The following is a 22046-nucleotide window of genomic DNA, read 5'->3' as shown; positions in this document are numbered from 1 at the left end:
GGGGGATGGGCTATGCCTAAGGAGTTGTCGCTTCGCGGATGCCATTGGGAGCTGAAGGGCTTCTGGCCTTGGGTTCCGCTGAAGGGGACGAGCATGGAGATCGGCAACGAGCTGCTCGGCGTGACGGAATGGATGCCGGCGACCGTACCGGGAGGCGTTCATCAGGACTTGTTCCGGGCTGGGCTCATCGAGAACCCGTACGAGGACTTGAGCAGCATCCGCTGCGAATGGGTCGAAAATCGGTGGTGGGTGTATCGAACCGAGTTCGCGATGCCAGCTATTGAAGCTTCGGCGCATGCCGTCGATCTTGTATGCAAAGGAGTCGATTACGAGGCGCTTATCTATTGGAATGGCAGGTTGCTTGGGGAGCATCGCGGGATGTATGAGCCTGCCCAATTTCCGGTAACGGGTCTGAGCGCGGAGGGCGAGAGCGTAGAATTGCTCATCGTGCTGAAGCATGCTCCCGACGAGATGGGGCAGATCGGCAAAACCTCGGAAACGTTCACGCAGAAAAGCCGCTTCAATTATAAGTGGGATTTCTCTACGCGGCTCGTGAATATTGGCTTGTGGGACGATGTCGTACTAGAGGTTAAACAAGCCTATTCGATTGATGAAGTGGCTGTTCATACGGATGTGGATGCGGTAAGCGGGCGAGGCTTGGTCGATATGCGCTTCACAGTTGATTCGACTGCCGGGAATGGAGATACTGCTGTTGGTGATCAGCCGAAGCTGCATGTGACGGTTGTTAGCCCAGAGGGCAAGGAAGTCGGAAGCTGCGTAGCGGATGTCGTAGTGGGTTCTAGTTTGGAAAAGGTGACGTTCCAGATTGCGATCGACAATCCGCAGCTTTGGTATCCCAACGGCTACGGCGAGCAGCCGCTATATGAGCTGCATGCGCGGATAATCGGCCGCGGTGTGTTATATGACGCTTGGGAGCAGCGGGTCGGCATCCGATCTATTGCTTATGTGCAGAACGAGGACAGCTCGGATGACGCCTTGCCTTATACGATTGTCATCAATGGGCAGCGCATCTATATTCGCGGGGCGAACGTGACGCCGCTCGACCATCTATACGGCAACGTCGGAGCTGAGCGTTATGAATGGCTCGTTCATCTGGCTAAGAAAGCGAATATGAACATGCTCCGCATATGGGGCGGCGGCATTATCGAGAAGCCGTATTTGTATGAACTGTGCGACCGGCATGGGCTGATGATCTGGCAGGAGTTCATCCAGTCGAGCTCCGGGGTCGACAACGAGCCGTCCAAGAAGCCGGCATTTCTGGAGCTAATTAGTCGGACTGCAGTGCAGGCGCTTAAGACACGGCGCAACCATGTTAGTCTCGCCGTATGGAGCGGCGGGAATGAGCTGATGAGCGCGCCGAACGTCCCGTCCACCTACGAGGACGAGAATCTGGCGATGCTGAAGGCGCTCGTCGCCGAGCATGACGGGCAACGGCTGTTCCTGCCGACATCGGCGTCGGGGCCAGTGCAATATATCACGCATGAGAAGGGCTTCAGCCATGATGTGCACGGCCATTGGAAGTATCAAGGAAATCCCGGACATTACGAGCTGTACAGCGATGCCGACCATCTCTTCCATAGCGAGTTCGGCGTCGACGGCTTAAGCTCGGTGAAGAGCATACGCAAGTTCATCGGCGAGCGCTGGCGTGAGCCGGTATCGATGAGGGATAGTCTCGTCTGGCGGCATCACGGGGAATGGTGGGATACGTATGACCGCGATCTAGAGATGTTCGGCTCGATCGAATCGCTCCCGCTATTCGCGGATATGAGCCAGTGGATGCAAGCCGAGGGCTTACGATTTATTCTGGAGGCCAATCGGCGAAGGGCGTTCCGCAATAGCGGCAGTCTCATCTGGCAGTTGAACGAGCCATGGCCGAATGTAAGCTGCACGAATCTCGTTGATTACTACAACGAGACGAAGATGGCGTATTATTGGGCTCGCCATTCATTCGCGCCGAATCATGCGTGGATCAGCTATCGCAAGCTTCATTATGCAACTGGGGAACGGTTGACGTTGCCCGTCTATGCAGCAACGGATGGGATCAGCGTACCGGTGACCGTCCATGCGGAGGTACTGAATACGGCAGGAGCGCTGCTTCATAGTGGCACATGGTCGGGGATAAGCCGACCTGACGCTGTCGTATGTCTAGGCGAGCTTGATTGCCCGGTGCCTTCAACGGATGACGGTCTCTTCTACGTTAGACTTCGTATGGGGTTACCGGATAGAAGCGTGGACTCATTAGTTCCTTATATTTTCTCCACGCATGAAGGGGCACTGTATGAACCAGCTTTGACGCAGGGCAATGCGGCAATTGCAATGACGGCGCTGGAGACGTGGCGGCTGGTTTCCGCCGAAGTTGGCGCAGGCGCTAGCGTGCTGGAACGGAGTTACTTGATCGAGAATAAAGGAACGACAGCAGCGCTTCATACTTATCCGCAAGAGAAAACAGATCTGTATTGGATCACAGCAAGCGATGCCTACTTCACTTTATTTCCCGGGGAAAGTCGCATTGTTCGCATGATCTGCCGGAGGAAGGCGGGAGAACTGTTTTTGACGGAGGATGGCGAGCAATCAGCGCAGGGAGAGATTTTGCCGGAAATAAAGATATATGCTTTTGGCAGCAACGATGATTAATTACAAATAGCAAGGATTGATTAGATATGAGTTCAACTACATTTGTAACAAGAGAAGGCTCGCGTCTGATGTTAGACGGCAAGTCGTTCCGCTTCGCCGGTCCCAATATATACTGGCTTGGGCTGGATGAGAACGTGAACGGCGTAGATTGGCCGACTCCTTATCGGGTGATCGATGCGCTCGATACGGCGCTTGAGATGGGGGCGAATATTGTTCGCTCCCATACGCTCGGCGCGTCGCAGGGCAATCCGAAGGCGATTATGCCCGAGCCCGGCGTGTATAACGAGGAAGCGTTCCGCCGTGTCGACTTCGCCATTGCCGAGGCGGGGAAGCGCGGGTTGAAGCTCATTATTCCTTTCGTCTGCAACTGGGATTACTATCACGGCGGAAGGCTGACCTTCGCACGTTGGAACGGCTTGGACGATGCCGATCAATTCTATACGAACGAAGGCTGCATACGAATGTTCAAGGCTTACGTCGAACAGGTCATTACTCGCGTAAACACGGTAACAGGCGTTGCTTACAAGGATGACCCTACGATTATGGCGTGGGAGCTTGGCAATGAGTTGAACAACGCAACCGTGGAGTGGGTAACGGATATTGCGAGCTATATTAAGAGCTTGGATGGCAACCATCTCGTCGCGCACGGCAAGCAGTTCCATCTGGATGCCGATAAGCTTGAGGTAGAGTGCCTGGACATTATGGATGTTCATTACTATCCGGCATCGGCTGAGAAAACGGTAGCGGACGCGCGTGCGGTACAGGCGGCGGGCAAGGTATACATCCAAGGCGAATACGGCTGGCCGGATGCCGATCTATGGGCATTCACTGCTGCTGCCGAGGCGGAAGAAGCAGTAACGGGTACGCTGTTCTGGTCGTTATTCCCGCATGGCGATAACGGCGGTTATGTTCAACATTATGACGGCTTCTCCGTCCATTATCCAGGAACGGGTATTAACGAAGACGTTTTGAATCGGGTGCAAGAGTTGCGGGGCCATGCGTTCCGCATGAGGGGCTTAGAGGTGGCGGAGCATGTTGTGCCGCAGCCACCGGATATTTTGCAAGCGGGTTTGGTGCTTGTGCTGCGCGGATCTGCCGGCAGTGCCTACTATACAGTCGAGCGTTCGACGGCTAGCGAGGAAGGACCGTGGATGGTCGTCTACGACAAGCGCGAAGCCGATCATGCCGAGAGTTGGATCGATCCGACTCGCGTGCATACGAAAGCCGCTTTTTATAGAGTGAAGGCACATAATCTATCCGGTATAGCCGGTTCGTATTCGGACGTTTACTTCTCGTCTCCTTTCTAGTAGAACTAGAGTTAGAGGTTAAGAGAGAGGAATGATGCGTCTTGGCACTAATGCAGGTAGAATTGTTCGCGGAGTCGTTAGGGATGGCAACCTCGGTTGACGTCATTGTCCCCCAGCAGTCTGTTGGCGGGAGAGGATTAGAGGGCGAGTGCAGAAAGCCTGCCTATCCGGTACTATACTTGCTGCACGGCGCGTCGGATAACCATACAGCATGGCGTAGAAATACGGCTATCGAGCGTTATGCGTCCGATCTAGGATTGGTCGTCGTCATGCCTTCCGTCCATTACAGCTTTTATGCGAATCAGAAACGGGGTCTCGATTACTTCACCTACGTCGGCGAGGAACTGCCGGAGCTGATGAGGCAGTTCTTCCCGCTATCGAACCGAAGAGAAGATACGTTCGTTGCGGGGTTATCCATGGGAGGCTACGGCGCATTCAAGCTCGGTATTACGTATCCCGAGCGCTTCGCTGCCGTTGCCAGTCTATCCGGCAGCCTTAGTCAGCGGAATCGACTGATCGACAGTCCTGCTGCAGCTCATTCCATTCTGCTGCGAATGGCGAAGTTATCGCTCGGGACCGTTGAAGAATACGATCGCAGCGAGAACGACTTGTCCTGGTTGCTCGAAGAGCGGCTTGAGGCGGGCGTGAAGCTTCCTAGCTTCTATCAGGCTTGCGGCACGGCCGATCATAACTTTGAAGTGAATAAAGCTTTCCATGAGCAGTTCGCGAATCGAATCGATCTGACTTATGAAGAGTACGAAGGCCGCGGCCACGATTGGGCGTTTTGGGATATGACTGTCCAGCGCACACTTCAGTGGCTGCCTATTGGAAAATAGACAAAGACCGCATTTCCTTGCGCTTGCAGCGCGAGGAGATGCGGTTTTTTGCTGCGAGGGCACAATTAACGAACATACCAGTTTCTTTGTATTGGAATAGAGGGAATTACTCCTGTTATTTATTTGAATAACAAGTGGAAATGCAGAATAACTGGAATTTCTCAAGTTATTTTCTGTGATATTCCCCCATCTGATTGAAGATCGATGATATTAACGGGAGGTATTCCATCTATTTAATAAAAAGTAGACGGGGAGCACTGAAATAACGGGAGAAATTCCAGCTAATCTAGTGCAAAGTATTTTATTCGAATGCTGATTGGTCAGTCATAGTTGATTTGCTGCTGAAACTGCCTTTTTATTGTATTCCAAAAAATGCACAACTGGTATACTGGAAGGATAATTCCATGGAACTTATTGTAACGAAAAGGTGATCTTGTATTTTAGCTGATTAGGCTTCTGATACTCTTGGAAATGGCGTAATGGAAAGTCCAAAGTACAGATTCATTGAGTGACATTTTATGGGGAATGAGCTAATTCATTGTGAGACAGTTTAAAGTTTCTAACGCATATTCAAATAGAAGCAATTATTGAAATTGGATGTGACTCTATGGATGAAAGATTGGTTACATGCACAAGTATTGGTGTGTATGGCCACGCAATAACAAGAGGTAATGTTTATCTAGTCGTAGCAGAAGATGAGGATAAATATAGAGTGATAGGAAACCACAATAAAAGAGTGTGGATCAGCAAGGATTATTTCACAGAGGGAGAGGTTGAGGTCCCCGTCCTTGGACACTGGAAATTTGATGATGATTTAGACGACTTTGATCTCATTGAAGTAACGATGATTTTTAGTAATGGAGAAAGACGTTGGTGCCTTATAACGACGCCGCAAAGATTAGTAAGATATTTCGAGAAACCCAATCTAGAACCTCCAGGATTCAATATTAAACATCTAATCATTGTAAAGAGTATGAGTAAAGAAGATGTTGATCTAACATTGAAACACCTGGACGAACAAGGGGAATTAAAGAAAGCAACAATACCTTTAAATACACTGTGACAAAAGGAGGCAGTTATGAGGATAAAAACAAGATACATTGTGTTGGTTGTCGTATTGCTGGTCACTGTGACGTTTATTATATTTCTGCTATCGTCCAAGCAAGATAAGCTTACTCATCATTCGGTCGTCAACGAGACCATCATTCAGACTAAAACGTTTAGCGTAAGCGCAGATTCGACAGACTATATCACCTCGTCCAAGGGAGTTGTGTTTGTTAAAGGAGACGGCGATAAAGTTGAAGGTATGCAGATTGTTGCACAGATTGAAATTGATCCTGATGATTGGGGTGGAGTTTCTTTTTTATTGCCTGCTCACTGGGTTGTTTCGAACATCACGAGCAGCTATCCCGAGAATGTAAACAACACTAAGCCTTTTGAGCACATATCAACATTGACAACGGCAGACACAGATGTGGAATGGACCACGAGCATTGAAATAGGAAGAGATCGGAGCTATCTGCTAACAGCAGGCGGAACCGGAAGGGTTGTAATCGATGTTGTGCCCGATGAAAACATAAATCCGACTGAGGCCATTCAAATAGGAGTAGCTGTTGGATCTGCCATTAGAAACGGGTACAAAGTTGTAGGTACTGATCATATTAAAATACCTATATCCATTGCCCAAAAGGAAGTGGCACAATGAAGAAGATTTATCTTGTTAGACACTGCAAGGCAGAAGGACAAGAACCGGAGGCACCATTAACAGAGCAAGGACAGGAGGACGCTGAACGTACGATTGTAGACTTTTTTGAGGATAAAAAGATCGAAATCATTGTTTCAAGTCCGTATGTGCGTGCTATAGATACGATCAAACCGTTTTCGAAGTTGATTGGAAGAGAGATCTCAATCGACGAACGATTAAAGGAAAGAGTCCTAAGCACTGCTGAGCTTGTTGATTGGCTTATAAAGTTAGAACAAACCTATGATGATCTGGATATAAAGTTTGAAGGTGGAGAGACATCAAACGAAGCAATGAGAAGAGGAGTAGCGGTAATCGATGAGCTACTAGAGTTGCCGGCAACAAATGTTGTGGTCGTAACTCATGGAGCATTATTATCTCTGATCATCAGACATTACGCTAAGAATTTTGGGTTTAAAGAATGGAAGAAAATGAAGAACCCAGATATCTACTGCTTAGAAGTGAGCGAAAAGGAGATTACAGTGCATAATGCCGAGACAAATTACATTGGCTGATGGAAGACTAGTTGAGGTTGAATGTTTGAGCTGCGCTTTGACCAGCGGCTTAATTGCTCCTACTGGTGGAGTGATCTATGAGTCGGATAATTTCCACGTTCATCAGGATGTAGCTTATCCCATTAGAGGATTAGTTATTTTGGCCTCGAAGAGACACTTCTACTGCATGGATGAATTAACCGATGAAGAGCAGCTGGAGTATATATCATTGATTCACAAGATCAGGAAGGAACAACGAAATCGACTGGGAATCGACAAGGTCTATTACTTCTATAATGAGGACACTACGCACCATTTTCATTTATGGATGGTTCCCAGATATGAATGGATGTATCAATTAGGAAATTCTGTGGAATCATTAAGGCCTGTTTTGCTGCATGCAAGGAATCATTTGAATGACGAAGAGAATACGAAGAGCGTTACGGAAGGAATAGATATTTTAAGAGCAGGCATGAGCGATTTTGGAAAATAGATCTACGTAAGTTCAAAATCAGTTAGGAGATGGATGAGATGTTAACGCCTATCGATGAAATCCCAACAGATAAGAGAATTGCCGGAATTCACAGTGTACCTATTACCGATGATGGTTTGATTATTATGGTGTGGGACAAGAATGAAAAGGGCCTAACGACTATTGGAGGAAGATTAGAGGGAAATGAGGATATAAATACCGCATTAGATCGCGAAACAGTCGAAGAAGCAGGCATTATTCTGGATGCAGTTAGAATTCCGATTGCAGCTTGGTATTGGGAAAATACAGACACTTATACGGTATTTGTTATTGCTCGCGTCAGCCGATATGTTCCGATGCCTGAAGGATTCGAAACGACGGGCAGGGTGGTTATGAACTTTGAAACTGCACGACAAATGGTCGCCCGTATAGAGGGGAGCGGCCCTCGAATAGAAGTACTCCATTTGGCTGAACAAGCTTATAAGAATTTAGTGAATAGCAGCTCAACATGACGATGTCGGAGTACTATTACGAAAACGAATGGACTGGTGCTCAGCAATGGGAAGTTATAGAAGCTCAATCCGATTATTGCTTATTAATTCTATTTTCTTTTCCTTACTTACAGCAACTCAAGTCATTCTGAATTATACGAACCAGCGAACCATAATAACAATAATATTTTTAGTTCTCTTCTTAGCCTATGTGGTGCTTACTATAGTAATATCACTTGATTTAATTAAGAAGGATTTAAAGACGATGACGGTTCGAGTGTCACAGGTAAATGAAGAAATTATAAAAGTAATCAAACCAAATGGAAAAATTCGAAGAATACGAATCTTAAGAAGTGAGATCGGGAAATACGATGTCGGACAAGAACTGGAATTAAGCTTAACGAAACGAATGAGACAAATTGTGAACGTAGAAATTGCTCTTGCTCCGCTGCAAACAGACATTCTAAAATGAGCGCCCTTTGCTAGTATTTTTGGATCGTTAAATCATTCTTATTATCTAGTTGGAGTTAGAAATATATTTGGCAACTTTGTGCTTCTCTCTCTTACCGCTTGCACTCTTTTTTTATTCAGCATTAGCCACTATGCTTATAGATAATACCAAAGTTTTCAAGGAAGGATGAGCACTAATAGCTGCTAATAAACGTTCTGGTCAGGAAAAAGTAGCTGAGTTTATGAATGCACTCGAGCATCCAATGAAGGAAGTCATTGAGGAAGTTCGCGCATTGATTCTAAGTGTGGATGTCCAAATTACAGAACAAATCAAATGGAATGCGCCTAGTTTTTGTTTCAATAATGACGATCGAATCACCTTTAACCTTCAGGGGAAAGGTTTTATTCGGCTTGTTTTCCATACAGGGGCTAAGGTACAACAGAATATAGACATCAAGTCTCAATTAGAGGATACTTCTAGGCTGCTAGAGTGGGCGGCGGCAGACAGAGCCATAATTAAATTAACGAGTATGAATGATGTTGAGACCATTAGAGCAGAACTTGCAGATACGGTAGCCAAATGGTTTGAAGCAACAACTAAAAAGTAGAGATATGAAAGGGGACTGGTTATGCGCATCGAAACGGAGAGACTGATCCTTCGCAATTTCATATATGAGGATTGGAAGCAAGTGCATGAATACGCATCCAAGGATGAGGTAACGCAGTATACCATTTGGGGACCGAATACAGAAGAGGACACTAAACGATACGTAGAGGAGCAAATAAGCAAGCAACAAGCAGAGGGCAGAACCGACTATGAATTCGCTGTTGTTCTGAAAGATTCTAACTTTCTCATAGGCGGCTGCGGTATTTATGTGGCGGATCATAACGCTGAAGTCGGATACAGCTTTAATCCGGATTATTGGGGAAAAGGGTATGCGACAGAAGCAGCGCATGCGATATTGAAGCTAGGATTTGAAACCTTTCATGTTCATCGGATATATGCAACTTGTCGTCCTGGCAATCTTCCTTCTGCGAATGTAATGAAGAGATTAGGAATGAAACAAGAAGGACATCTAAGAGAGCATTTGTGGTTCAAAGGAAGGTTTCATGATTCGTATTTGTTCTCCATTCTAAAAAATGAATTCGGTTCGTAGTCGTTCATCACATGGAGAAGGCAGAGAACAATATTAACGGAAATTAGAGGGTGAATGGAATGAGTAGCGAGTACATCACATTAAATAGAATTCCTACATTGGCAGAATATAAAGCGCTATGTGTTTCGGTTGGCTGGGAAGAGTACATGAACTTTGATGTGGCAGAAGACTCCTTAAAACAATCCTTATTCGGTGTTGTCATTCAATATGAGGATGAGATCGTTGGGATGGGGAGAGTAGTAGGAGACGGCAAAATCTACTTCTACATTCAAGATATTGCTGTCAAACCCGAGCATCAGGGCAAGGGGATCGGTAATAAAATAATGGCTGCTATCCAACAGTTTCTCAAGGAAAATGCACCGGATAAATCATTTGTAGGCTTGTTTGCGGCTAGCGGAAAAGAGTCGTTTTACAATAAATTCGGGATCAATAAGCATGATGGCATGACGGGCATGTTCGGAGTCGTTCATGGCGGCGAACTGATGTGAAAGGAAGTAAGCCAATGCAGAATCGATTAAGAAACGTGGATTGGATGGTAAAGAGCGAGGTTGTGGATTCACTGTTAGACGATAGCAGCTCGATTACTTTCGTACCGTTGGATGCTGGTCTTGAAGCAGAAGTAACAAAGATTTGTTCAAGTGAATCTAACTATGTTCTAAAGGTATGGAATCGATCCTCGAAGCCCAATGTAGGCAATCAGTATAGGCTGTTAGAGGCACTGCGTAATCAAGGATTGTCGGTCTCGCAACCTATTGGCTGGGGCATCGATAAAGAGATGAATCAGGTATTATTGACGAGTTATGATGGGACTCCCGTTAGGAAAGTGAATCAATCATCTCTCAAAAAACTTGCCAAAATATTAACCGGCATACATAGCTATCCTTTAGATCAACTGGATTCATCGATACTTCAGAGGCATGATTTTGTCGGTTATTTTTACCCGTCGGTAGAAGAACATTTGGATATTAAGGATGTACTGCTTACACTCTTAGAAAAGAGTGACATCAAACAGAATACCATCATTCACGGTGATTATAACTTAGGCAATATACTCGATAATGATGGTAAATATACGATTATTGATTGGACCAATGGCCAGCTCGGTGACCCAAGATACGATATGGCGTGGTCCATTATTTTAATAAGGATTTATGTGGGGGAGAGGTATGGCTCAGTCTTTCAATCGGCCTGTCTTGCTGAAAGTCATTACACCAAAGAAGAGCTGGAGCTGTTCGAGGCCATTGCTTGCCTGAGGTGGGTGTTGCTTAATCGGATTGCCGATCTTCCTAGAGGGAAGGATACGATTGCAAGGGTGAGAAGCATTATGAAGAACAGTGAGTACTTAGATGAAAGCTTGCTAGCGAATTTAAGATAGTGAGTGTCCCATGACTATGCGGATTCGAACGGAAAATCAGGCTGACTACGCTCAGGTGCACCAAGTTCGGATAAAACAAATACGATATACGTTTAGGAGTGATCCTATGGATGTTTCATTAGAAATGATCGGGGAAGACGGCTTGGCTGCGCTGGGTAAGCTCGTCGAATTGGCTGCTTATGATTTGTCTGAGCTAAGCGGCAGCGACATTCATGAGAACGGTATGTTCGTGATGAACTTTGATTCGAGAAATTGGTTTGATGATAGCAACATGGACTTATATTTTATTAGATATGATGGGAAAATTGCAGGCTTCGCCGTGGTTAGAATCATTCCGGAGGAAGAAATCAATTATTTCAATCATTTTTTTGTTTTGCGAAAATATCGAAATAAGAAAATAGGCAAGGATGCGGCTATCAAAGTATTTAATCGTTACTTAGGTAAATGGCGAGTAAGTCAATTCGATTGGAATTTGCCTGCGCAGCAGTTTTGGAGAAAAATGCTTAAAGAGTACATCGGCGATAACTATGTGGAGACAAGAAGAAAAGACAATAAAGGCCCAATGCAGGAGTTTGAGAGGGAGACAATCGAATGACTACGACTATCTACATGGTCAGACATGCTGAATCACCGTATGAGGAAGGCAGCGAACGGACCCGAGGGCTTTCGGTTGATGGAGAGAGGAAAGCCGGGCAAGCTTCAGAGTTGTTAATTAATGAAGCGAACCGACAAGCCCGATGTATACAAGCTTGAGTTCGAAGGATTGGAATTAAAAGCAGTAACTCGACTATGGGATGTTCAAAAAGTGTGAATTGGTAATTAGAAAGTGTTAGGAGATTAATCTATTAGCATTAGATGGTTACTGGCGAGTACCTACAGAAGGGCGGCTATTATGCATAAAAGGAAAAATAATTTAGCAACTTATTTAATTGTTGTACTTATCATTTTGATTTTGGTCATTGCGGCATTGTTTAATAAACCGGATGCCAATGAATCGGACAACAATGTCGTGCACCTTACGTTGTCTGAACAGGATGAGCCTATTGTTTGGAATAATCTCAAACTAAGCGTCGGCCAGCAGGAGGGTCCTGGAGATTATGTTAGCATTCCTAATCATTCGGAGATAACAGCTACAGAATCGATCATCTTGCCAGCAGGGGAGGCTACGATGATTCGGTTCGTACATGGTGGATCGGCTGTAAATCCAGTACCGGACGTCGTTATGTATTGGATTTACATCCAAAGGCCGATTCAGGGCAAGCCGGATATGATGAGAACCTATTACCTGGAGGGACAAGTGGTAGGTGACAATGAGCAGCAGGCAAGAGAAAAATTCGTTCAATTCGCACAGTCTTGGAAAGTTGATTAGCGAAATATTTGTTAATGATATTCGCCTTTGAATGGGTTACAATTCCATTTGAGGGCTGTTTTTATTTATCTGAAAAGGGCGATATTGGATGCAGTTCGAGGAGGATGGGATACCTTGAAAGCTACATTAACGAAAGCGAATCTTGAGTCGCCACAGCTCAGTTGGAAGTGTATTGAACCGATGCTGCTTTCTGTTCGGGCAAAGGATTTGGCGACTAAAGCGGCAGTGTATAACGAGTTGAACGAGGGCCAGCGTGCGCTATTTTTGTTTTACGCGTTTCATAACCATGTTCATTCTGTCGCGGAATTTTATTGGTTCACGGCTTACTCTATGATTGAACTGAGATCTTGGGACGGGCTTAAGAATGGTTTGCAGTATTTAAACAATGAGGATTTAGTAAGTTTACTGGAGCGTATAGAGCATCTGATTATAAGCACGAACAAGACTGGTGAGCAAGGACTCATGGTCTCTCCGTCTGATGTAGAGGAAGACAAGGTGTTGTTCCAAAGAGTGGAGGAGCTATACGTCGAATATAAGTCGGCTGCTCCAAAAGCAATTGCTAAGATGAACGAAAATATACGAAACAACATGGTTGACTATATAGAGTTAAAAAACGATTAGCTTAAATAGAAAAGGGGATGGCAACATTGATTACTTATTTAGTGAACAAGTCGCTTCAGGCTTCGGAGGTTGCAGAAGTATTTAAAGCATCAGGGATTAAGAGACCGCACGAGGACTTGGAACGAATCCAAAGGATGATAGACAACGCCGATATTACGATTAGCGCATGGGATGATGACAAGTTGATTGGAATCGCGCGAGCACTGACGGATTACTCTTATTGCTGCTACCTGTCCGATCTAGCCGTAGATCTGAACTATCAACATCAAGGAATCGGTAAAGCTTTAGTTCAAAAACTTCAAGATGTTTTAGGTGATGAGACCTCCCTTGTTTTGCTTTCCGCGCCAGGGGCGGTAGATTTCTATCCTCGAATCGGTTTCGAAAAGTCAGAGAGAGCTTTTGTAATCGCTAGAAAGAAATAAGTATAGCTATGGGGTGCTGGCTAAGTTGGATATTGCAACATATGGGTTGTGGATATATTTGCTGTATCTAATAACTCCTTGGTTGTTTGGTTATAAAATACTCTCCATGCTTTACCTCAAATACGGCGGCAAAGGAATGAGTATAGCCTCTGTAATTATATTTAATATTATCTTTTATACTGTTGGTATCGTATTGTGGCTGACCTTTTGTTTTACAGCGGGGATAGGCTTGTCCATAGAAACGTTGCCCTTAGGAGGAGTTCTTCTAAGTGGTTTTGCTTCCATAATAGCTGCAATTATTATGTTAGGTGTATTCCTTTGGCGGTATAGAGATAGAAAGTCTGTTTAATAAGAGCTGGAGATGATTTTCTTGCAAGAATTGTTGTTAAAAGATAAGTTGATTCAAATCCTGCTGGAGAAAGAATACCTGCCCAGAGATCTGCGTATCGTCCAACAATTGGGTCTTCCTAGTTGGTGTATATCAGCCGGCTATGTACGTAATTATGTGTGGGATCATTTGCACGGCTATGAGCAATCAACTCCATTAAACGATGTTGATGTTGTTTATTATGATTCTACCGATATTGAGGAACAAACGGAGAAGAGATGGGAATCTATCTTACTCGAGAGCAATCCACATTACAATTGGTCGGTGAAAAACCAAGCCAGAATGCATCTCCGCAATCTAGCAGAGCCGTACCATTCAGTAGAGGATGCCATGAAAAGATGGCCCGAGACGGTTACGGCTCTAGGCATCTATCTGAATGCCGACGATCAGATCGAGGTTATCGCGCCGCATGGGTTGGGTGACTTATTCGATCTAGTAATAAGAAAAAGTCCGTATTTTCTGGATAAGGATTATTTCTACCAAAGAGTTGAGAGCAAGGGATGGCTTAAGACTTGGCCGCAACTGACGCTTATTGAATAGACATAGGTTAAGGTGAGTGAAGCAAATGATAACGTTATATCGACCAGTTGGATTATACGAAATGAAATTAATGTTAGATGGAGATTTAAAAGGCTTTCCGCCACGTTTGCCTGAACAGCCTATCTTCTATCCGGTCTTGAATAAGCCCTACGCTGATCAAATTGCTCGATCCTGGAACACAAAGGATAAATTTTCAGGGTATGTCGGGTTCGTGACAGAGTTCAAAGTAGAGAGTCCATTCATTGATCAGTTTGAAGAACAAGTGGTTGGATCGGGCATGCATAATGAGCTATGGATTCCATCGGAGCAGGTAGAGGAGCTTAACCAAAACATTGCAGGGCGCATCCAACTTGTTGATGCGTTCTATGGAATTGACTATAAGGGACTCGAGCAGGAAGGGAACACACTCGATAATAAATCGTTAGTTGAGCAATTTATATTTTGGGTAGATAAGATGAGTACCAATATAAATGATAGTAAGCTACTCATAAGAGAGCATTGGCAACAGATCTACATGAACGCTTGTTACTGGAACAAGACTGATTTTGTGGAATTTGGCATTTCCGAACAGGTTAAAGCAGATACACTATCGTCTATAATACATTGCTGGGACGAGCTTTTCCCAGATTTCAATTTATTCTTAGGCACAATTGAATGATGACCTGGAGGTCTATTTTGAGACAGTTAGCGTTTGTTTGTGTAATCGTTTGTTGTACTCTCATTATCCAGGCGTGCGGAAGGCAGTATTCCAAAGAGCCGATTGTCGTTGATTTACCTCCGACATATGACCTTCATACGGAGCAGTTCGATCCGAGCGAGCCGTTTAATCCGGTACCCCTAACTTTAGAGAAAATGGAGGGTCAGACTTCGTACACGTACAATAATGACCACGAGGCTAGGGATGAAATGCTAGGAATTGATATGAACTGGAACGATTCGAAATTCGATATTGTTTACTTCGACAATCTAGATGTCAAAATGCTTGAGCAGCTTTATATTAATGGTTTTATCAATCCTGAAGACCGGCAAAATAACTCTCCTTCGGTAGCAGAAATATTCAAATTTATGATGTTGTATCCGCAAGTTACGGCTAGCGGCTACATTGTGAGTCCTAAACGGGATGATCATCGAATAACGATTGATGCGTTAGCAGTATCGACACAATATGCAACGAAGGGGCTCAAGAAGGAGTTCGAGGAATTTTGTCAAAACGCTGATGAGCTATCGCTGACGAATGGTCTATACAGCTGGTGGGACTAAAACTATTGAATTGAACTTCATGGCGAGGTGAATGCGAGACGATGATTAAAGCGTTGATCTTTGATTTTGACGGCACAATTATTGATACGGAGACACCATGGTACCTTGCGTTCCAAGAGGTATACGGCAGCTATGGCGTAGAGCTTCCTATGGAGCTATGGGGCAAATGTATAGGAACGACATTCGCAGAGTTTGATCCGTATGAGTATCTCGGACAATGCTTGAATAAGCCTATTGATCGCGACGACATTACGGCCAAGTCCAAAGAGTACTACAAGAAGCACATGGATAAGCAGGTACTTCGCGAGGGAGTTATAGACTACCTGTCGCTCGCTAGGAACAAGGGGCTTCGTACGGCAATTGCTTCGAGCTCATCCCTGGAATGGATTCATAAATATATGGACAAATATGATCTGATCGATAGGTTCGACGTTGTTGTTGCTAGAGATCATGTTATACAGGTGAAGCCTAGTCCTGAACTGTATTTGAAGGCAATCGAATTGCTGGATATTGAGCCGACGGAAGCGATTGCGATTGAGGATTCATTGAATGGACTTAGGGCGGCAAAGGCTGCGGGGCTATATTGCGTCGTTACTCCCAATGAAGTCACTAAAGCTATGAAGTTTGAAAGTTATGATATGCGCGTTGATTCACTGAGTCAAATAAGCTTGGATCAATTACTTACTACTTTCAGCTAATAGGGCAGGAGGCACGGGAATTTGATTGTAGACACAGATGTTGTTATTAGAGAGGCGAAGCATGAGGATGCGGGGACCATTCTAAACCTATGGCAGTCCTCCGCGCGTTGGCTGCTGGCGAATGGGATTAAGCAGTGGCGGCCGGAGTAATTTCATCTTGAGCAGGTCATTGAATTTATGAACGATGGCTCGAATATGTATTTGGCAGAGCTGAACGGTGTTCCAGTAGGGACTTATGTGATTACATGGTCGGATCCTTATATTTGGCAAGAGCTTGATAGCACGGATGCGGGATATATTCACAGATTTGCAGTTAATCGCGATTATAAAGGGTCAGGGATTGGCAGTTGTTTGATTCGTTCGGCTGAGGAGCAAATACGGAAACGCGGCAAGTCACTCGTTAGGCTGGACTGCATGGCGGCGAATCCGAGGCTGAATCAGTATTATCGAGATTTGGGCTTCAAGTATGTAAGAAGATTGGATAGCGAGGGTTGGAGTGCGAACCTATACGAGAAGAAGTAAGAGGAACAATTAAGGGGGCCTTCTGTATGAAAATCGCTTTGGTTGTGTTCAACGGCATAACGTTTCTGGACCTCATAGGTTTTTATGATGTAATCTATCGATTAAATTTGTTCGAACAGGCGAAGGGGACGTCATGGGATTTTTGCGGGCTTCAAGAGGAGATTACGGACGAGCTGGGGCTTGTCATTAAAGTCAATAAGATCAAGCCTGATCTTTCTGAATATGACATGTTATTCGTGCCGGGCGGCATGGGAACTCGCCAGCTTAGATTCGACGAGGAGTTCATTGCATGGCTGAAGGGTGCGCAGGGAGCACAACACGTCATTTCCGTCTGCACGGGTGCGTTGCTGCTTGGCGCTGCTGGTTTCCTAGAAGAAAAGAGAGCAACGACTAATCCAAGCGCTTACGAGCTTCTCGAGCCCTATTGCAAGGAAGTTATCAAGTCCAGGATTGTAAAGGACGGTAATGTGATTACAGGCGGTGGCGTATCCACATCCATCGATCTCGCTTTGTATATCGTTGGACTGTTGGTTTCCGAAGAGGCTGTTCATATAATCAAGAAACAAATCGATTATCCGTATGAGACAGAGGGGATTGTTGAGTTTTAGCGCGATTCATTATCCGAGGGAGATAGGCCTTACCATGAGAGCCTAATCGTCGAAGGAGTTGGTTGCTTGAAAATACGTATCATCGGTTCTTGCGGCAGCGGGAAGTCATTTATTGCGAAGCAGTTGTCCCAGCAGTATGGAATCCCTTATTGCGAGCTGGATAATATCGTGTGGGATAGAAGCGAAGATGCCTTGAAGTATCCGGAAGAAGTGAGGGACGCGAAGCTGGGTGAAGTTTTAAACGGTGCGTCGTGGATCGTGGAGGGCGTTCACTACAAGTGGGGGCAAGACACTTTTAAGGAAGCGGATTTTATTTTTGTGTTAAGGCCGAATAGGCTCGCACGCGATTCGCGGGTTATTTGGCGGTTCGTGAAGGTGAGATTCGGATTAGAGACATGGAATTATAAGCAAACATTTAGAAATCTGTTACAAATGATTTTTGAATGGAATAGAGGTTATGACCGTGAAGGCATCCAGCAGGTGCTGAATTTGACTGACGTGCATGCTGAGAAGAGGTTTATTGTGAAGCGAAATCAGGAAATTCTGAAGATTTTGGGGCAGCGTTCGGATGCTTCATAACTATTCCGAATAAGAAGGAGAATACCAATGAATCTCGCTAACAAAATAACGCTAGTACGAATATTCCTTATCCCGCTGCTCATCATCGTCTTACAACCGTACCCCCTTTGGTTAGAAAATAAAATGCCAGTGTTCGCCCATCTTAATGAATGGGGCATGATCTATGCCGCAGTTCTATTTTTGCTTACGGCGGCAACGGATAAGCTGGATGGTTATATCGCGAGAAAGTACAGCATGGTTACTAATTTCGGCAAATTGCTTGATCCGCTCGCTGACAAGCTACTGATTTCAGTTGCGCTTATTATGCTTGTATGTCTTCATATGGTGCCAAGCTGGATGGCTGTGATTATCATCGGTAGAGAAGTTGTCATTACAGCCATTCGAGTAGCAGCTTCTCACAAAGGTATCGCATTAGCAGCCGATAAGCATGGCAAGATCAAAATGGTATTTCAAGTTATTGCTATTGCCGCAGTCATGCTTAACAATTCCCCTTATATATCTCTAACAAACTTTCCTATCGATATCGCTCTAATGTTCATTGCGGTGACGCTAACCATATACTCCGGGTACAATTATCTCAGAATGAATTACGAGAGACTGGATTTGAAAATATAAAGGCAGCATGCACACCACTAACCATGAGGTGAGGCCGTGAATAGAGTCGAGAAAATACGAAACGAAGAGAAGAAATACCATAATGCTTGCTATGAAGAGCATAAATTATTCGAGCCGGGCTCATGGCTGCATAGGCCGGTCCAGACGGTCCTTGAAGTGCTGGAACAGTTCAAGGATTATAAACAACTGAACGTGCTTGATCTAGGTGCGGGGATTGGACGGAATAGCATTCCTATTGCTCAATCGTTGGTTGGGAGACAAGGCAGAGTCGTATGCGTGGACTTGTTACAATCCGCTATTGCTGGTCTATTGGAGAATAGCAAGCAATTTGGAGTAGAGTCGTATATCGACGCGAGGTTGTCTGATATTGAGCATTTCAACATAACTTCTTCTGAGTATGACTTCATAGTAGCTGTATCTGCTCTTGAACATGTAAGCTCGGAAGCGGTACTTGCAGACAAGTTAAGCGAGATGGTTCGCGGGACGAAGCAGGGCGGTATCCATTGCATCATTATAGGCTCGAATATCCAAGAGTTTGTGCTTCATAACAATGCGGAGCTGGACCCGATGTTTGAAGTGAACATATCCACGGAGCGCATGTTGGAATTGTTGGACGTACAGTATGCAGGCTGGGACGTGCAGAGAAGACATGTGAGAACACTTGTTTACGATATTGATAGAAACGGCATACCTGTTAAGCTGACGACTGATTGCATCACTTTCGTAGCTAAGAGATAAGCGGGAGGAGAACTAAGGAATGGAGATCGAATTACAGCCGCTTGATCGATCGGAGTTGCCTATCATTGCGGATGCTGTGAGCGCTCAGGATAGAGATTTCATGTACCTATGGGCAGGCAGCACGTATGCCTATCCATTAACAATTGAACAAATGGAACAGCACTATAGCAAGGGGACTCACTCCATTGAAGCGGGCGTACTTCTATACAAAATCGTTGATTGCGAGACACAGCGAATGATAGGATCTGTGCAACTTGGTCGAATCGATTCCATCCGCAAGGAAGCGGTGGTCGGCAGATTCCTCATTCATTCGGAGCAAGATAGAGGCCTCGGCATAGGCACGAAAGTGCTTCAGTCATTAGTGCGCGTCGGATTTGAGGAGCTTGATCTCGAGCGGATCCTCCTTAATGTGTACCATATTAATGTACGAGCTATACGCTGCTATGAGAAAGTAGGCTTTCGCAAAACGTATTCAAAGAGGAAGCTGTATCAGGCGTTGAACGGCGAATATTGGAATGGCATGGAAATGACATTGGAAAAACAAGCATGGATGGCTGTCGATTGAGCCAAATATGAAAAATTCATTTGGAACAGTTAGGCATGTGTAAGAAAACAATGTGCCAATAAGATTTAGTTAGGCAGGATGTTAGCCAGCTTAAAGAGCGCTTAGGAAGGAAGAAGCTGAAGAATGGAAGAGTCACCATTGATTATTGGGAGGCGACTGTATGGCTAAGCATCATATCCAATTAGAACAAGCTGCGCTGATTGGTTCTTTTACGACAGAAGCAACACCGATTATTTCGGTGGTTTCCGGCGATTCTTTGCGATTCGAGACACTGGATGCAGGCTGGGGGAAAGGCACAAGCAATAAGGACCGTTTTAAACCCTTTTCAAGAAGAGAGAAGCTCGACGGCGGTCACGCGTTGATAGGTCCTATCTATGTGGAACAGGCGAAAAAGGGCATGACGCTGGGTATCACGTTCAACGAGATCATACCTGGTTCTTATGGATTCACCGCAGCCGGACAGTATCCGAATTGGCAAAATCAAATGCTTCACTTGACCGAATATGAGGAAATAACGTTAGATTGGAAGCTAGATAATAAAAGGATGGAAGGTACATGCCGAATCAGAGACAACGCCTATACCGTTGGGCTTAAGCCTTTCATGGGAGTTATCGGCATGCCGCCTAATGAAGCAGACATTCATTCGACTTGGCCTCCTCGATTCTGCGGAGGGAACCTCGATTGCAAAGAGCTGGTAGCGGGAAGCACTTTATATTTGCCGATTCCGGTTGACGGAGCATATCTTGCGATAGGAGACGGACATGCCCAGCAGGGGGATGGCGAAGTGAGCTGCCAAGCTATTGAATGTCCAATGGAACTGGTTGATGTTACGGTTGAATTATTACAAAACCAGACCTTGAAAAATCCGAGAGCGAATACGCCGTCAGGATGGATTACGTTTGGATTCCATGAGGACCTAAATGAAGCAACTGTACAGGCATTAGATGACATGCTCGACCTGATGGGAGAGTTGTACGGTTTGAACCGAGTGGAGGCGATTGCACTAGGCAGTGCTGTTATCGATCTTAGAATAACGCAGATTGTGAATGGCGTTAAGGGTGTTCACGCTGTTTTGCCTCATGATGTATTCAAATAAAGCAAGGTAATTGAGAAGAGGGATTGGCGGACATGGACGGGTGGTATGAATGGAATGAAATCGATCAGGACCTTATGAAGTTCGCTGTTATAATTGCACGGTTCAATGGGCAATTCGTGATTATCAAAAATCGTAAACGAGGCGGCTGGGAGATTCCGGGCGGAAACCGTGAGCCGGGAGAAGCGATATTGGATACCGCAAGACGGGAGCTGTACGAAGAAACGGGAGCGATTCAATTTGAAATAGCACCATTCGGAATTTATTTATGGAGAGGCAGCTATGGCATGGTATTCGCAGCGGAGATCAAAGAGTTTGCGAGTTTGCCTAATTATGAAATAGATGAAATGAAGTTCGTGGATTCATTGCCGGAAGGCTTGAACTTCGGCGACATGTTCTATCTTTTCGTAGAGAAGTGGATAGCATATACAGAGCAAATGCAGTGAGGAGCAAACCTAATGATTCTTTTCCAAAATCAAGAGCTAAGCATCCGAACACTTGAGCCTAATGATGCGGTATTGCTGGAGAAGTGGCTCTCTAACCCTGTTGTACTGGAATATTACGAGGGGAGAGATCGTCCGCATGACCATGCGCTCATTCAGCAGCATTTCTATGATGAGGCGGATACAACCACTCGATGTGTCATTCTATATGAATCGGTAGCAATTGGGTATATACAATTTTACGAGATTGATGAAGAAGAAAAAGAGGAATATGGCTACGGTGAATTCAGCGGCAACATATTCGGGATGGATCAATTCATAGGAGAACCGACGTACTGGAATCGAGGGATTGGCTCGCGATTAATCAAGGATACGGTTCAATACCTCATTGAACAACACCGAGCTGCTCGGATCGTAATGGACCCTCAAGCTTGGAACGCGAGGGCGATTAGGGTGTATGAGAAGTGTGGTTTCATTAAGAAGAAGCTGCTACCGCAGCATGAGCTTCATGAAGGCGAATATCGGGATTGTTGGTTGATTGAATACGATAGAGATAGAGATAAAGATAAAGGATTATTGCGATTGAGATAGAATGGTTATAGTTAAA

At 45.2% G+C, this 22046-nt stretch carries 32 protein-coding genes; all 32 read left to right on the top strand.

The annotated features are described in order from the left end of the window. Nucleotides 1–12: 12 nt before the first annotated feature. The 32 genes from AC0YN0_RS22650 to AC0YN0_RS22495 all read left to right on the top strand — a co-directional run bounded on the left by AC0YN0_RS22650 (nucleotide 13) and on the right by AC0YN0_RS22495 (nucleotide 22030). The gene (locus AC0YN0_RS22650; RefSeq protein WP_475823292.1) at nucleotides 13–2655 is read left to right on the top strand and encodes a glycoside hydrolase family 2 protein; all 2643 of its coding nucleotides are present in this window, start codon (nucleotides 13–15) and stop codon (nucleotides 2653–2655) included. A gap of 26 nt (nucleotides 2656–2681) precedes the next feature. After that, nucleotides 2682–3962 carry a glycoside hydrolase 5 family protein gene (locus tag AC0YN0_RS22645; protein WP_475823291.1) on the top strand — a complete coding sequence of 427 codons (1281 nt, stop codon included), beginning with the start codon at nucleotides 2682–2684 and terminating at the stop codon, nucleotides 3960–3962. A gap of 50 nt (nucleotides 3963–4012) precedes the next feature. Next, nucleotides 4013–4798 carry an alpha/beta hydrolase gene (locus AC0YN0_RS22640; protein WP_475823482.1) on the top strand — a complete coding sequence of 262 codons (786 nt, stop codon included), beginning with the start codon at nucleotides 4013–4015 and terminating at the stop codon, nucleotides 4796–4798. 607 nt (nucleotides 4799–5405) lie between these two features. After that, the gene (locus AC0YN0_RS22635; protein WP_475823290.1) at nucleotides 5406–5861 is read left to right on the top strand and encodes a hypothetical protein; all 456 of its coding nucleotides are present in this window, start codon (nucleotides 5406–5408) and stop codon (nucleotides 5859–5861) included. Nucleotides 5862–5876: 15 nt separating this feature from the next. Then, nucleotides 5877–6503: a hypothetical protein gene (locus AC0YN0_RS22630; RefSeq protein ID WP_475823289.1), complete on the top strand. Its 627-nt coding sequence runs from the start codon at nucleotides 5877–5879 to the stop codon at nucleotides 6501–6503. Continuing rightward, a complete protein-coding gene (locus tag AC0YN0_RS22625; RefSeq protein ID WP_475823288.1) occupies nucleotides 6500–7054 on the top strand; it encodes a histidine phosphatase family protein in 555 nt (184 codons plus the stop codon). Before AC0YN0_RS22630 ends, AC0YN0_RS22625 begins: the two co-directional genes overlap by 4 nt. Beyond that, entirely contained in the window at nucleotides 7029–7526 is a 498-nt protein-coding gene (locus AC0YN0_RS22620; protein ID WP_475823287.1) for an HIT family protein, read from the top strand. Before AC0YN0_RS22625 ends, AC0YN0_RS22620 begins: the two co-directional genes overlap by 26 nt. 38 nt (nucleotides 7527–7564) lie before the next feature. After that, a complete protein-coding gene (locus tag AC0YN0_RS22615) occupies nucleotides 7565–8017 on the top strand; it encodes an NUDIX domain-containing protein (RefSeq protein WP_475823286.1) in 453 nt (150 codons plus the stop codon). 244 nt (nucleotides 8018–8261) lie between these two features. Beyond that, on the top strand, nucleotides 8262–8468 hold the full coding sequence (locus AC0YN0_RS22610) for a hypothetical protein (protein ID WP_475823285.1): 207 nt from the start codon (nucleotides 8262–8264) through the stop codon (nucleotides 8466–8468). Nucleotides 8469–8688: 220 nt separating this feature from the next. Continuing rightward, the gene (locus AC0YN0_RS22605) at nucleotides 8689–9054 is read left to right on the top strand and encodes a DUF1801 domain-containing protein (RefSeq protein ID WP_475823284.1); all 366 of its coding nucleotides are present in this window, start codon (nucleotides 8689–8691) and stop codon (nucleotides 9052–9054) included. A 21-nt stretch (nucleotides 9055–9075) separates the two neighbouring features. Beyond that, nucleotides 9076–9603 carry a GNAT family N-acetyltransferase gene (locus tag AC0YN0_RS22600; protein WP_475823282.1) on the top strand — a complete coding sequence of 176 codons (528 nt, stop codon included), beginning with the start codon at nucleotides 9076–9078 and terminating at the stop codon, nucleotides 9601–9603. 59 nt (nucleotides 9604–9662) lie between these two features. Then, a complete protein-coding gene (locus AC0YN0_RS22595; RefSeq protein WP_475823281.1) occupies nucleotides 9663–10091 on the top strand; it encodes a GNAT family N-acetyltransferase in 429 nt (142 codons plus the stop codon). A gap of 14 nt (nucleotides 10092–10105) precedes the next feature. Beyond that, on the top strand, nucleotides 10106–10978 hold the full coding sequence (locus AC0YN0_RS22590) for an aminoglycoside phosphotransferase family protein (protein WP_475823280.1): 873 nt from the start codon (nucleotides 10106–10108) through the stop codon (nucleotides 10976–10978). Between the two features lie 106 nt (nucleotides 10979–11084). Beyond that, nucleotides 11085–11573, top strand: coding sequence for a GNAT family N-acetyltransferase (locus tag AC0YN0_RS22585; RefSeq protein WP_475823279.1), 489 nt, complete (start codon nucleotides 11085–11087; stop codon nucleotides 11571–11573). Between the two features lie 297 nt (nucleotides 11574–11870). Further along, complete coding sequence (locus AC0YN0_RS22580) at nucleotides 11871–12347, top strand: hypothetical protein (protein WP_475823278.1); 477 nt, start codon at nucleotides 11871–11873, stop codon at nucleotides 12345–12347. Nucleotides 12348–12461: 114 nt separating this feature from the next. After that, complete coding sequence (locus AC0YN0_RS22575; protein WP_475823277.1) at nucleotides 12462–12968, top strand: hypothetical protein; 507 nt, start codon at nucleotides 12462–12464, stop codon at nucleotides 12966–12968. Nucleotides 12969–12985: 17 nt separating this feature from the next. Further along, nucleotides 12986–13390: a GNAT family N-acetyltransferase gene (locus AC0YN0_RS22570; RefSeq protein WP_475823276.1), complete on the top strand. Its 405-nt coding sequence runs from the start codon at nucleotides 12986–12988 to the stop codon at nucleotides 13388–13390. Between the two features lie 25 nt (nucleotides 13391–13415). After that, entirely contained in the window at nucleotides 13416–13739 is a 324-nt protein-coding gene (locus AC0YN0_RS22565) for a hypothetical protein (protein WP_475823275.1), read from the top strand. A gap of 30 nt (nucleotides 13740–13769) precedes the next feature. Continuing rightward, nucleotides 13770–14318, top strand: a complete 549-nt coding sequence (locus AC0YN0_RS22560) for a nucleotidyltransferase family protein (RefSeq protein ID WP_475823481.1) — start codon at nucleotides 13770–13772, stop codon at nucleotides 14316–14318. A gap of 25 nt (nucleotides 14319–14343) precedes the next feature. Beyond that, the gene (locus AC0YN0_RS22555; protein WP_475823274.1) at nucleotides 14344–14976 is read left to right on the top strand and encodes a hypothetical protein; all 633 of its coding nucleotides are present in this window, start codon (nucleotides 14344–14346) and stop codon (nucleotides 14974–14976) included. 17 nt (nucleotides 14977–14993) lie between these two features. After that, the gene (locus AC0YN0_RS22550; RefSeq protein WP_475823273.1) at nucleotides 14994–15578 is read left to right on the top strand and encodes a hypothetical protein; all 585 of its coding nucleotides are present in this window, start codon (nucleotides 14994–14996) and stop codon (nucleotides 15576–15578) included. A 41-nt stretch (nucleotides 15579–15619) separates the two neighbouring features. Further along, the gene (locus AC0YN0_RS22545; RefSeq protein WP_475823272.1) at nucleotides 15620–16276 is read left to right on the top strand and encodes an HAD family hydrolase; all 657 of its coding nucleotides are present in this window, start codon (nucleotides 15620–15622) and stop codon (nucleotides 16274–16276) included. Between the two features lie 21 nt (nucleotides 16277–16297). Further along, nucleotides 16298–16426, top strand: a complete 129-nt coding sequence (locus AC0YN0_RS22540) for a hypothetical protein (protein ID WP_475823271.1) — start codon at nucleotides 16298–16300, stop codon at nucleotides 16424–16426. Nucleotides 16427–16453: 27 nt separating this feature from the next. Then, complete coding sequence (locus tag AC0YN0_RS22535; RefSeq protein WP_475823270.1) at nucleotides 16454–16798, top strand: GNAT family N-acetyltransferase; 345 nt, start codon at nucleotides 16454–16456, stop codon at nucleotides 16796–16798. Between the two features lie 26 nt (nucleotides 16799–16824). After that, on the top strand, nucleotides 16825–17406 hold the full coding sequence (locus tag AC0YN0_RS22530; protein ID WP_475823269.1) for a DJ-1/PfpI family protein: 582 nt from the start codon (nucleotides 16825–16827) through the stop codon (nucleotides 17404–17406). 66 nt (nucleotides 17407–17472) lie between these two features. Next, on the top strand, nucleotides 17473–17985 hold the full coding sequence (locus AC0YN0_RS22525) for a P-loop NTPase family protein (RefSeq protein ID WP_475823268.1): 513 nt from the start codon (nucleotides 17473–17475) through the stop codon (nucleotides 17983–17985). 27 nt (nucleotides 17986–18012) lie between these two features. Then, nucleotides 18013–18600: a CDP-diacylglycerol--glycerol-3-phosphate 3-phosphatidyltransferase gene (pgsA, locus tag AC0YN0_RS22520; protein ID WP_475823267.1), complete on the top strand. Its 588-nt coding sequence runs from the start codon at nucleotides 18013–18015 to the stop codon at nucleotides 18598–18600. 36 nt (nucleotides 18601–18636) lie between these two features. Further along, nucleotides 18637–19338 (top strand): class I SAM-dependent methyltransferase, encoded by a 702-nt coding sequence (locus AC0YN0_RS22515; protein WP_475823266.1) that lies wholly within the window; start codon nucleotides 18637–18639, stop codon nucleotides 19336–19338. 19 nt (nucleotides 19339–19357) lie between these two features. Then, nucleotides 19358–19903 (top strand): GNAT family N-acetyltransferase, encoded by a 546-nt coding sequence (locus tag AC0YN0_RS22510; RefSeq protein ID WP_475823265.1) that lies wholly within the window; start codon nucleotides 19358–19360, stop codon nucleotides 19901–19903. A 160-nt stretch (nucleotides 19904–20063) separates the two neighbouring features. After that, complete coding sequence (locus AC0YN0_RS22505) at nucleotides 20064–20999, top strand: acetamidase/formamidase family protein (protein ID WP_475823264.1); 936 nt, start codon at nucleotides 20064–20066, stop codon at nucleotides 20997–20999. Nucleotides 21000–21031: 32 nt separating this feature from the next. Further along, the gene (locus AC0YN0_RS22500) at nucleotides 21032–21442 is read left to right on the top strand and encodes an NUDIX hydrolase (RefSeq protein ID WP_475823263.1); all 411 of its coding nucleotides are present in this window, start codon (nucleotides 21032–21034) and stop codon (nucleotides 21440–21442) included. 12 nt (nucleotides 21443–21454) lie between these two features. Beyond that, the gene (locus AC0YN0_RS22495) at nucleotides 21455–22030 is read left to right on the top strand and encodes a GNAT family N-acetyltransferase (protein WP_475823262.1); all 576 of its coding nucleotides are present in this window, start codon (nucleotides 21455–21457) and stop codon (nucleotides 22028–22030) included. Nucleotides 22031–22046 lie beyond the last annotated feature (16 nt).

Source organism: Paenibacillus sp. J22P218 (assembly GCF_056269195.1).
The sequence above is the reverse complement of the archived record's forward strand: the minus strand, read 5'-3'. Positions and strand labels throughout refer to the sequence as shown.